Origin of the sequence: Bradyrhizobium valentinum, from assembly GCF_001440405.1 — a bacterium.
GTDB classification, from domain to species: Bacteria; Pseudomonadota; Alphaproteobacteria; order Rhizobiales; family Xanthobacteraceae; genus Bradyrhizobium; species Bradyrhizobium valentinum.
The window spans coordinates 148,010-158,854 of the sequence record NZ_LLXX01000090.1; the positions used below are offsets into that span (position 1 = coordinate 148,010).

Here is a 10,845-nt window from a genome sequence, read left to right on the forward strand (position 1 = left end):
CCGTTATTGCGGGCGAAGCGTGACCGGCGGATAGTACTGCGGTGCTTCGGTCCGCTCGTACATTCCGTAGTCGCGCATGACCTCGAAGATGCGAAAGTACTGGGTTGTCGGATCGGCAAACAGGTGCGAGCCGAATTCGACGCCGGCTCGATCGTCCGGTAAATCGATCAGGTGTGCAAAATGCCCACCACGATAGACGCTTGTGAAAGCGTCACGGCGCCATGCGGTTTCTGCCGGTAGCGTGGCATTATTCGATTCCGAGGCGAGAACGTACGTTGGCTCGCGCCTTGCCGGATCGTTATAGGGCGTGCGCCGCTCGGGTTGCCAGATCGGTTGCCCCCGCCTTGCTTCGTGAATCACCTGGGCGACGCGGATGCGATAGTCCGAAAAGACTCTTTCGCGGCCGATGGTTTGGACATCGTGATGGCGCGCGTGAGCCCGCCAGGCCGTTAAAGCTCCCTCGTCCTGCCAGATCTGGTAAGACAGCAGCAGGTTCTCTCGCGTCAAACTCCTGAAGCGGTCGATGAAGAGGCAACCACCCATCGCCTCAAGGTCTGGCTTCAGCGAGGCCGCAAGATCGAGATACTGATCGCGGTGTCCCGGCCTTGTCTGGACTTCAAAGAACAGGCCAATCATCCACATTTCTCCGCGGCCTGCGATCGGGTGCGCGATGCGCGACCGACCCTGCTCCGTCTGGGTTCTCAAGCGCCAGCTTGATCTCCTCATAGGCCGGTATGAGGCCCTGCGAAAGGCCCCGCCGGGGTGTCTTTTAGTCGAGAATATGTGATCGTGAGAAAAGCCGGCCCTGCGGCTGCAGCGCCTAACCGAGCTCCAGCCGCATCCCGTCATAGGCCGGGATCACGCCGGTCGGCAGGCTCTGGCGCAGCACCTCGTAATCGAGGTCGGAATGCATGTTGGTAATGACGGCGCGCTTCGGTTTGAAACGCTCGATCCATGAAAGCGCGTCATTGACGCTGAAGTGGCTGGGGTGACCGGCATAGCGCAGCCCGTCGACGATCCAGAGGTCGAGGTCTTCCAGCGACGGCCAGCTCTCCTCGGGAATGTCGTGGAGGTCGGGCGTGTAGGCGGCGTTGCCGATGCGGAAGCCGAGCGCGGGAATTCTGCCGTGGTGAACCAGGAAAGCGGAAAGCTTCACCGGCCCGCCCTTCCCTTCGGTCTCATGACTCTCGCCCGCTTCGATCGAATGGCGCGTCAGGATCGGCGGGTAGTCGCTGCCTTCCGGCGAGATGAAGCAGTAGGAGAACCGCGCCATGATGTCTTTGGCGGTCGACTGATTGAAGTAGACGGGAATGCGGCGGCGCTGATGCAGTACGACCGAACGGAGATCGTCGATGCCGTGGGTCTGGTCGGCATGCTCATGGGTCAGGAACACCGCATCGATGTGATCGACCTCGGCGTCGATCAACTGCTCGCGCAGGTCGGGCGAAGTATCGATCACGACCCGCGTGGTGCCGTGCGCGCCGTTGCGCTCGACCAGCAGCGAGCAGCGGCGGCGGCGGTTCTTCGGGTTGTTGGGATCGCAGGCGCCCCAGCCGAGTGCCGGGCGCGGTACGCCCGCTGAGGAACCGCAGCCGAGGATCGTCAGCGTCACCGTCATGCGGCGGCCTTCGGCGCCGGCACCTTGGAGAACAGACGAAAGAAATTCTCCGTCGTCTGCCGCGAGATCTCTTCCAGCGAGACGCCGCGCGTCTCCGCCAGCACCTTGGCGACTTCGACCACGTAGGACGGCTCGTTGCGCTTGCCGCGAAACTTGCCGGGTGCCAGATAGGGCGAGTCGGTTTCGACCATGATGCGGTCGGCCGGGAGCTCGGCGGCGAGCTCGCGCAAGGCTTCCGACTTCTTGAACGTCAAAATGCCCGTGAACGAGATCGACAGACCCAGACTGATCGCCTTCATCGCCAGCTCCCGCCCGCCGGTGTAGCAATGTAGCACGGCGCGGAACGGTCCCTTTGCCACCTCGTCTTCGAGAATGCGGCCGCAGTCCTCGTCAGCTTCGCGGGTGTGGATCACCAGCGGCAGGCCAGTAGCGCGGGCGGCTGCGATATGCGCGCGAAAGCCGCGCTCCTGCGCCTCGCGGGAGCCGTGCTCATAGAAATAATCCAGCCCCGCCTCACCCAGCGCCACGACCTTCGGATGCTTCGTCAGCTCGATCAGTTCGCTCGCGGGAATGCCGTCTTCCTCATCGGCCTGATGCGGATGGGTGCCGACCGAGCAATAGACGTTGGGAAACCGCTCGGCGATGGCAAGCAGCCCGCCGAGCCGCTTGACCCGGGTCGAGATGGTGACGATACGGCCGATCCCCGCCGTCTCGGCGCGCGCGACGATGGCGTCGAGATCCTCGGCAAAATCCGGAAAGTCGAGATGGCAATGGCTATCGACGAGCATGGCTTGCAAACGGCTCAATCCACCTTTGGTTCGACGTAGCGCGGAAAAACGCCGACCGGCGGCGGCAACATCGTGCCCGCCTTGACCCGCGTGGCAAGCGCTGCGAAGTCGCGCGCCTCCTTGTCATCGGGGATGCCGAGACTATCCAGCAGCTTGCTCGAGGCGTCCGGCATCGCCGGCTGGGTCAGGATGGCGACCTGCCGCACCACTTCCGCCGTCACGTACAGCACGGTCTTCTGGCGCGCCGGGTCGGTCTTGGCCAGCGCCCACGGCGCCTCGCCCGCGAAATAGCGGTTTGCTTCCGCCACCACGGCCCACACTGCGTTGAGCCATTGATGGATCTGCTGCGTCGCCATCGCGGTACGCGAGGCCTCCAGCATGCAATCCGCCTGCGCCAGGATCGCCCTGTCATTGTCGGTGAACTCGCCGGGCTCCGGCAGCACGCCGCCGAGTTGTTTGGCGATCATCGACAACGAGCGTTGCGCCAGATTGCCGAGATCGTTGGCGAGATCGGCATTGATGCGCGCGACAATGGCTTCATGGCTGTAGCTGCCGTCCTGTCCGAACGGCACTTCGCGCAGGAAAAAATAGCGCATCTGGTCGACGCCATACAGGTCGGCCAGGTTGAAGGGGTCGACGACATTGCCGACCGACTTCGACATCTTCTCGCCCCTGCTGAACAGGAAGCCGTGCGCGTAGACCCGCTTCTGCACGGGGATACGCGCCGACATCAGGAATGCCGGCCAGTACACCGCGTGGAAGCGGATGATGTCCTTGCCGATGACGTGTACGTCCGCCGGCCAGTAGCGCCAGTTCGGATCGCTCTCGTCGGGAAAGCCCACGCCAGTGATGTAGTTGGTCAGCGCATCGACCCAGACATACATTACATGCTCAGGATCGTTCGGCACCTTGACGCCCCAGTCGAACGTCGTGCGCGAGATCGACAGATCCTTCAGGCCGCCCTTCACGAAGCTGATGACTTCGTTGCGGCGCGAATCCGGCCCGATGAAATCAGGCTGGCTCTCGTAAAGCGCGAGCAAGCGGTCCTGATAGGCCGACAGCTTGAAGAAGTAGCTCTTCTCCTCGACCCACTCGACCGGCGAGCCCTGCGGGCCGCGGCGCACATTGTCCTCGCCGAGGACGGTTTCCTCCTCGGCGTAATAGGCTTCGTCGCGCACCGAATACCAGCCGGCATAGACGTCGATATAGATGTCGCCGTTCTGCTGCATCCGATTCCAGACCGCCTGGACCGAACGATGATGGTCAGGCTCCGTGGTGCGGATGAAGCGGTCGAACGACACGTTGAGCCGCTCGTCCATCTCCTTGAACCGGCCGGCATTGCGCGCAGCGAGCTCCGCGACGCCCATGCCTTCGCTCTCGGCGGTCTGCACCATCTTCAGGCCGTGCTCGTCAGTGCCGGTCAGGAAAAATACGTCCTTGCCGTTCAGCCGCTGAAACCGCGCCAGTGCGTCGGTCGCGATCGCCTCATAGGCGTGGCCGATATGCGGAATGCCGTTCGGATAAGCGATCGCGGTAGTGATGAAATAGGTGTTGCGCTCGGCAGCCACCGCTGGTTGGGCAGCCGGCTTCGCGCGTGGCGCGGCGGGCTTCGAACTTTCTGCCACGGAGGCGATCTGCACCGCAGAACTCGCTTCTTGCGGCGGTACCGCGCGCTTCTTCATCGGCGTCTTGGTTGCGGATTTCTTCGCTGATTTCTTGACGGTTTTCTTCGCTACCTTTTTGGTCGATTTCCTCGCGGCCTTCTTCGAAGCCTTCTTTGCAGCCTTCTTCGAAGTCTTGCCGGCCTTCTTCACGACGCGCTTGCTCTTGGTCGCACCCTTCTTGGCCGCACGCTTCTTCGCTGCCTTCTTGCTGGCGCGCGTGGGCGGCGACTTGCGAGCCTTCTTCGCCTTGCGCTTTTTCGAAACTTTCTTTCCAGCCTTCGCCACCACGAATTCCTTCTCAACTCAATGATTGTCGGGATTATTATCGGACGGAGCGTTATCGGGTTGCTTCCGCGAGCATCCCGAATACCGAGAAAACCAGCGGTTTTCGCTCCAGATTGTACGATTCGGTGTCGCGCGCGGCGCGGATAATCTTTTCCCATACCTCCGCCAGCCGTGCAAGGCGGGGCAGATTCGCGTTGGCGTCGCCAGCGCGCAGCTTTTCGCCGATCCAGCGATCGATGCCGTCGATGAAAGCAGCTAGCGCCACGCGGTCGCTGGTGCCCAGCGCATCGCCCAGCGCATGCAACTCGCGCGGATCGACCTGAGGCAGCGTCGCCAGCAGCGCCGCGGTCCGCTGCTGCAGCTTCAGCGCGTCGCCGCCGAGCAGCGTCAGCGCGCGAGACACACTCCCCTCCGCGGCATCGGCCGCCTCCGACAGAGCCGCATCATCGGATGCGATGTCAGCGGCCCGCGCTGCTGCGCGGATCACGTCGCCGGTTGCCAGCGGCCGCAGCGGCAGTTTGCGGCAGCGGGACAAGATCGTCGGCAAGGCCCGCGCCGGCGAATGGCTGACGAGCAGGAACAGCGATCGTTGCGGTGGCTCCTCGAGGATCTTGAGCAGCGCATTGGCGGCGTTCGGATTGAGCTCGTCGACGGTGTCGACGATGCAGACCCGCCAGCCGTCCACCGCCGCGGTCGAACCGAAGAACGAAATCGTCTCTCGCGTCTCGTCGACAGTAATCACGGTCCGCATCACGCCGCGATCGTTGAGGCCGCGCTCCAGCACCAGCAGCCCGCCATGCGCGCCGGCGGTGATCTGGCGCGCGACGGGATCGTTCGGATCGATCGCAAGCGTCTCGGCGCGCTGCACCGAAGGCGCCGTGGGCTTGGGGTTCGCGAGCACGAAGCGGGCCATGCGATAGGCCAACGTCGCCTTGCCGATGCCCTGTGAGCCACCGATCAGCCAGGCATGCGGAATGCGCCCACTGCGATAGGCATTCAGCAACGCCGTCTCGGCCTCGCGATGGCCGAACAGATCGGCCGTTTCACGGGGATGTCTGACCGCCACCTCCGGCTCGGTCTTGCGTGCGCTCATGCCGTACCTGCCGTGCTCGGGATCGCGAACAGGTGATCGCGCAGCGCAGTCCAGACGCGCGCAGCGACCGTGTCGGCGTCGGCATTGGCGTCGATCAGCACGCAGCGCTGCGGGTCTTCGGCGGCGATCTGCCGATAGGCATCGCGCAGGTCCTGATGAAATTTCAGATCTTCGGCCTCGAAACGATCCGGCGCGCCGCTGCCGCGGCGAGCCGCGGCGCGCTGCAGGCCGACTTCCACGGGGATGTCCAGAATGATGGTCAGGTCCGGCTTGAGATCGCCTATGGTGACGCGCTGCATGGCGTTGAGCACGATGGGAGAGACCTGCCCCAGACTGCCCTGGTAGGCGCGGGTCGAGTCCGAGAAGCGGTCGCACAGCACCCACGTTCCCTGGCTGAGCGCGGGCTGGATCACCGTACGAACGTGATCGTCGCGGGCGGCTGCGAACAGCAACGTCTCCGCTTCCGGTCCGAGCAGCTTGCCCATTCCCGACAGCACGAGATGCCGCATGATCTCGGCGCCCGGCGAGCCGCCTGGCTCGCGGGTAACGATGGCACGCAGCTTTGCCGTCGCAAGACGCTCGGCGAGCTTCTTGATCTGCGTGGACTTTCCGGAGCCCTCGCCCCCCTCAAACGTGATGAACTTCCCGCGTCCGGAAGGCCGCTGCAGCGTTGCCTGGGTCATACTCAGAGCTTCTCTGCGCTCGCGCGGAACATGCCGATGACGAGCTCGCTGGCTCCGTCGATCGCGCGACGCATAGTCGAGCCAGTGCCGATCGATTCCGCGGCAAAGACCGGCGCCTCCACGGCGATATTGGCGCCGCGCCATACCTTGACGACACCGACCGGTTGGCCGGCCTGCACCGGCGCCCGCACCGGGCCGCTGTAGACGATGCGCGCGATCAGTTTCTCATTGCCGTTTTTCGGCACCATCACCTTGATCGGCTGGGGGCTTGCAAGTTTCACCGAGCGGCTTTCGCCGCCGAACACCTTGGCATAGCCGACCTGTTGATTGGCCGCGAACAGCGTGCGCGTCTCGAAATTGCGAAAACCCCATTCCAGCATTTTCTTGGCTTCGGAGGCGCGATCGTCGGGATCCTCGAGCCCGTTGATCACGACAATCAGCCGGGTGTCGTTCTGCACGGCGGAGCCGACCATGCCGTAGCCGCCCTCCTTGGTGTAGCCGGTCTTCAGCCCGTCGGCGCCATTGAGCGAGTTCAACAGCGGATTGCGGTTCTGTTGCCGGATCTTGTTCCAGATGAATTCCCTCTCACCGAACAATTTGTACATGTCGGGATAGGTCAGGATCAGGTGGCGGCTAAGTTTTGCCAGTTCCCGCACCGTCATCTTGTTGGCGGGATCGGGCAGTCCGCTGGAATTGCCGAATGTCGACTTGGTCATGCCAAGCTCGCGGGCGCGCTTGGTCAAGAAGTCGGCGGCGAAGATCCGCTCGTTGCCGGCCATGCCTTCGGCGAGCGCAATGCAGGAATCATTGCCGCTCTGGATGATCGCGCCCTTCAAAAGGTCGTCCACCGATACCTTGCTGTTGAGAATTGCAAACATGGTCGAGCCGCCGGCCGGCGCGCCGCCCTTGCGCCAGGCGTTCTCGCTGATCCGGTATTCGTCCGTCGGCTTTATCTTGCCTTCCTTGATGGCGTTGAAGACCACCTCGACCGTCATCAGCTTCATCATGCTGGACGGCGCCCGCAATTCGTCGGCGTTCTTCTCGAACAGGACGCTGCCGCTGGAGGCCTCGACCAGGATCGCGGTCGGCGCGTCGCCGTCGAATCCGCCCTCCTCCTTCTTAGGCGCGCCTTGCACGCTGTTGTTGGCGGCGTACACGATCCCGCCCCAACCGACCGCGAGCGCGAGCACGGCGGCCATCAGGCCGCGCCATGGGATGACGGCCGCGGCGTCGAATTTGCGGGAAACGGAAGTCTCTGCTGCCATCGGCGATGTCCTGAATCCCTGTGTTCTAACAGTTGGAAGTATCGCAAACAACACAGGTTTTTGGGCTTGCCGCCGTGTCGGATTGCGGCACCGGACGAAGGAACGTATCGTGCCGATGCTGCAATTTCCCGACAGGATACGAAAAACAGGGCGGAAACGCGATGCCAACTTCACGCACTATTTCCGTCAACGGATTGGAGCTGTTCGTGCTTGAGCAAGGCCAGGGTCCGCTGGTGCTGCTCTGCCATGGCTGGCCCGAACTATCCTATTCCTGGAGGCACCAGATCCCCGCGATTGCGGAAGCCGGCTTCCATGTCGTCGCCCCCGACATGCGCGGGTTCGGCCGGACCAGCGCACCAGCCGACGTCGGCGCCGACACCCTTTTCCACAATGTCGGCGACATGGTCGCATTGGTGGCGGCGCTTGGCGAAAAGCAGGCCGTCATTGCCGGCCATGATTGGGGCGCGCCGGTCGCCTGGCATGCGGCCATGTTCCGCCCCGATGTCTTCACCAAAGTTGCCGGCCTGAGCGTTCCGCCGCCTTCCCGCGGACGCGGTCTTCCGCTCGAAACCTTGCGGCAAAACGGCGTCACCAATTTCTACTGGCAGTATTTTCAGACTCCGGGAGTGGCCGAGGCCGAGTTCGAGCGCGATGTCGCCGCGACAATGCGGATCGTGCTGGCCGGGCGCGGGTTCTCTGATCCGACGGCCCACCAATTTGTTCCGGAGGGCAAGGGATTTCTCGCTGGCGCCGATCCGAATCGACCATTGCCGGGCTGGCTAACCGAGGCCGACCTCGCCTATTTCGCGGCCGTCTACCAAGTGTCCGGCTTTCGCGGCGGACTGAATTGGTACCGCAATATCGACCGCAATTGGGAGCTGACCGCGCCGTGGCAGGGCGCGCAAATCCACCAACCCTCCCTGTTCATCGCGGGTTCGAAGGATGGCGTCATTACCGGGCTGATCGGTGCCAAGCAGGTCAAGGAGATGGAGCGCGTGCTACCGAACTTGCGGCAAAAACTCATTCTCGATGGGGCCGGCCACTGGATCCAGCAGGAGCGGCCCGACGAGGTCAACGCCGCCCTGATCGCGTTCCTGAAGGGATAGAGCGTTTTCCAGCGAAGCATGCCCTCGGACTTGATCCGTGGGTGGCGACCGGTTCGCGTCAAGAAAACTAGTACAGCCCGCGCCCGCTGAGGACCTCGCTTGGTCCCCGCGGATCGACCGGCAGGTAAGCCTGGCTCGGAGCCGCATAGCGGGCATCATTCTCATAGGACACGGCGCGGAGGTTTTCCGCGGCGCGACCGCGCGAGCGGCCAGAGGCCGACATTTCCGAGGTGGCGTTGATTGAGGCATAGTCTGCCGAGGTATTTCCGAGGCTATAAGGCCGCCCCTCCGGCATTGGAACCTCGCCCCGGATTCGAGCCGCGGACGACGGCATCATATCGGGAACAAACGGACGGGCCGAAGCGACCCGGACCGTGGCCGGCGACGGCGCAGGCTCGCCAGTCCGGAGCGTTGCCAGCAATTGGCGGTCGTCGGAACCCTCCAGTGGCGCCCGGCCGACATATTCAACGCGGACCTTGGCAACGCCATTTGCTTTGAAATCAAGCAGTTCCGCTGCCTTGTTCGAGACGTCGATAAGGCGGTTGCCGTGATAAGGGCCACGGTCGTTGACCCGAACGATCAGCGACTTGCCGTTCCGGGTATTGGTTACGCGGGCGTAGCTCGGAATCGGCAGCGTCGGATGGGCGGCCGTCAGCGAGGTCATGTCGAAGACTTCGCCATTAGCTGTCAGCCGGCCATGGAAGTCGTCGCCATACCAGGAAGCCATCCCCTCGGCGCGATAGTTCGGATCCTCTTCCGGCACGTACACCCGCCCTGCGACGGTGTAGGGCTTGCCGATGCGGTAGGTTCCCCCGCCCTTCGGCACAGGCTCCCCGAATGCCACCACGCGGGGGCTCGAGGACACGCCATATTTGGGATCGATGCGCTTGGCGAATTTGTCCGACGAGGCGCAATTGGCAAGGACAAGGCACGTTGCCACGGCAACGGTACCGCGAACCGCAAGGATGATCGTTCTCGCCCGTCGAATCCCCATCACCCCAAATACCATTTTCAGCGGCCGACTGCCTATGTTGAAGCGTTGCGGCCTAACCCCACGATGCGGCCCACCTCCGCATCACCCAGTGACGATATCGCAACCGGAACACGGCGGAAATGGGGTGTGGTCCCGCGTGGTGAATGAATGGTTGCTTTGCGCATCGGCCGATTTACGGGCGTGCACTATCGATATCAGGCAAAACAGGGCCGTGCGTGCCGTCTCCTGTGCCGCTTTCAGACGATCTGTTGCAGCAAATCATCACTCATGACCGTTCTGCGATTCTGCCTGTGAATCTTTTTGACTGTGCAGCGGTGGAGTCGTTCTGTGCGTGCAGGGGCGCATAAGGATTTGTGCGATGATCGAGACGGTTACAGCGGTGATGGGTTTGGTGAGCGCGGGCATTTTCCTTGCCCATGCGTTTGAAGGCTATCGCTCCAGAGCTTGAGGGTTGCCCTGCGGTTCGGGGGGACCGCTCGGCTTCGGACAGACGGTTCGACAGGATTCGGAAAGCTTTAATAAATTCGGACGAGCATCTGATGTGGTAGGTGTCTCATGCGTAACCACGACGTGGTCTCCAACGGATTTCTTGCCCTGATGACGGCCAGCTTCGTACTACTGTGCTCGGGCCTGCTGGCTGTAGCGTTCGGCTAAACAAACGTCCGCTCCAATTGCGGCATCGGTGCCGGGACACGGAACGGCAGCGCGCCGGCTCCCGGCCGCTTCGATTCGAAACCTCAGGGCAGATGGTCTGCTCTGCCACGATCGGCGGATCAGTCTGGTACAGCCAGTCCAAATTGGTCCACGTTCGCATTGCGTTCAAGCCAGCCCTACGCTAAGCGACTGAAATTCTTGAGCTGGAAGGGTGGCCGAGTGGTTTAAGGCACCGGTCTTGAAAACCGGCGTGCCTGCAAGGGTACCGTGGGTTCGAATCCCACCCCTTCCGCCAGAACAGTGTTCTCCGTTGTTCTCCACTGTTCGGAATCCCCAGCAAATTCAGCGCTTTCGTCGGCAAGCTATCTTCCTTCGTTCGCCGTCGTTCCTCACAATAAGAGCGCAAACCGTAGCTTGGGCCCGTAGGTTCGGAGGACGGTTTTGATTGGAGGAACACATGGCTGGACGCCTGAAGCCGCTGGATGTCGAACGCGAAACGAAGCCAGGCAAGTATGCCGACGGTGACGGTCTCTACCTGATCGTCACAGGACCCGCGGCGAAGAGCTGGTCACCGCCAGAGCAGGCACGACCTTCTGGTGGTACCGATCCGCAGTCGAAGCCGTCGCTGGGAGGGATCCAGCGACGGCTTTTGCCTTGGGCTAAGCCGCCGTTGCTTGCTCGTGCGGCGCTCGCTC

The 10,845-nt window shown here is 62.8% G+C and carries 9 protein-coding genes, 1 tRNA gene and 1 pseudogene; 3 read left to right on the forward strand and 8 right to left on the reverse strand.

The annotated features are described in order from the left end of the window. Positions 1 to 3 precede the first annotated feature (3 nt). The 7 genes from CP49_RS14190 to CP49_RS14220 all read right to left on the reverse strand — a co-directional run bounded on the left by CP49_RS14190 (position 4) and on the right by CP49_RS14220 (position 7,396). A complete protein-coding gene (locus CP49_RS14190; protein ID WP_057850848.1) occupies positions 4 to 636 on the reverse strand; it encodes an antibiotic biosynthesis monooxygenase family protein in 633 nt (210 codons plus the stop codon). A gap of 184 nt (positions 637 to 820) precedes the next feature. After that, entirely contained in the window at positions 821 to 1,618 is a 798-nt protein-coding gene (locus CP49_RS14195; RefSeq protein ID WP_057850849.1) for an MBL fold metallo-hydrolase, read from the reverse strand. Then, the gene (locus CP49_RS14200) at positions 1,615 to 2,406 is read right to left on the reverse strand and encodes a TatD family hydrolase (RefSeq protein WP_057850850.1); all 792 of its coding nucleotides are present in this window, start codon (positions 2,404 to 2,406) and stop codon (positions 1,615 to 1,617) included. The genes CP49_RS14195 and CP49_RS14200 overlap by 4 nt, the downstream gene beginning before the upstream one ends. A gap of 14 nt (positions 2,407 to 2,420) precedes the next feature. Next, positions 2,421 to 4,355, reverse strand: coding sequence for a methionine--tRNA ligase (metG, locus tag CP49_RS14205; protein WP_082646017.1), 1,935 nt, complete (start codon positions 4,353 to 4,355; stop codon positions 2,421 to 2,423). Positions 4,356 to 4,407: 52 nt separating this feature from the next. Further along, complete coding sequence (locus CP49_RS14210; protein ID WP_057850851.1) at positions 4,408 to 5,448, reverse strand: DNA polymerase III subunit delta'; 1,041 nt, start codon at positions 5,446 to 5,448, stop codon at positions 4,408 to 4,410. Continuing rightward, positions 5,445 to 6,131, reverse strand: coding sequence for a dTMP kinase (gene tmk, locus CP49_RS14215; protein ID WP_057850852.1), 687 nt, complete (start codon positions 6,129 to 6,131; stop codon positions 5,445 to 5,447). The genes CP49_RS14210 and tmk overlap by 4 nt, the downstream gene beginning before the upstream one ends. Positions 6,132 to 6,133: 2 nt before the next feature. Next, positions 6,134 to 7,396 carry a D-alanyl-D-alanine carboxypeptidase family protein gene (locus tag CP49_RS14220; RefSeq protein WP_057850853.1) on the reverse strand — a complete coding sequence of 421 codons (1,263 nt, stop codon included), beginning with the start codon at positions 7,394 to 7,396 and terminating at the stop codon, positions 6,134 to 6,136. A gap of 161 nt (positions 7,397 to 7,557) precedes the next feature. On the opposite strand from CP49_RS14220, the gene CP49_RS14225 reads away from it, so the two are divergent. Then, positions 7,558 to 8,502 carry an alpha/beta fold hydrolase gene (locus CP49_RS14225; RefSeq protein ID WP_057850854.1) on the forward strand — a complete coding sequence of 315 codons (945 nt, stop codon included), beginning with the start codon at positions 7,558 to 7,560 and terminating at the stop codon, positions 8,500 to 8,502. Positions 8,503 to 8,569: 67 nt separating this feature from the next. Here CP49_RS14225 and CP49_RS14230 read toward each other — a convergent pair whose 3' ends face one another. After that, a complete protein-coding gene (locus CP49_RS14230; RefSeq protein ID WP_057850855.1) occupies positions 8,570 to 9,496 on the reverse strand; it encodes a septal ring lytic transglycosylase RlpA family protein in 927 nt (308 codons plus the stop codon). Between the two features lie 859 nt (positions 9,497 to 10,355). Here CP49_RS14230 and CP49_RS14235 point away from each other — a divergent pair. Together CP49_RS14235 and CP49_RS47270 are read left to right on the forward strand one after the other, a co-directional pair. After that, positions 10,356 to 10,445 (forward strand) — tRNA-Ser (locus CP49_RS14235). Between the two features lie 162 nt (positions 10,446 to 10,607). Beyond that, positions 10,608 to 10,845: pseudogene (locus CP49_RS47270) on the forward strand (hypothetical protein); the annotation flags it as partial.

Coding starts and splice junctions, on each gene's coding strand:
- CP49_RS14230 (WP_057850855.1), bottom strand. CDS start 9,496: ATGGGGATTCGACGGGCGAGAACGATCATCCTTGCGGTTCGCGGTACC.
- CP49_RS14195 (WP_057850849.1), bottom strand. CDS start 1,618: ATGACGGTGACGCTGACGATCCTCGGCTGCGGTTCCTCAGCGGGCGTA.
- CP49_RS14220 (WP_057850853.1), bottom strand. CDS start 7,396: ATGGCAGCAGAGACTTCCGTTTCCCGCAAATTCGACGCCGCGGCCGTC.
- CP49_RS14190 (WP_057850848.1), bottom strand. CDS start 636: ATGATTGGCCTGTTCTTTGAAGTCCAGACAAGGCCGGGACACCGCGAT.
- CP49_RS14200 (WP_057850850.1), bottom strand. CDS start 2,406: ATGCTCGTCGATAGCCATTGCCATCTCGACTTTCCGGATTTTGCCGAG.
- CP49_RS14225 (WP_057850854.1), top strand. CDS start 7,558: ATGCCAACTTCACGCACTATTTCCGTCAACGGATTGGAGCTGTTCGTG.
- tmk (WP_057850852.1), bottom strand. CDS start 6,131: ATGACCCAGGCAACGCTGCAGCGGCCTTCCGGACGCGGGAAGTTCATC.
- CP49_RS14210 (WP_057850851.1), bottom strand. CDS start 5,448: ATGAGCGCACGCAAGACCGAGCCGGAGGTGGCGGTCAGACATCCCCGT.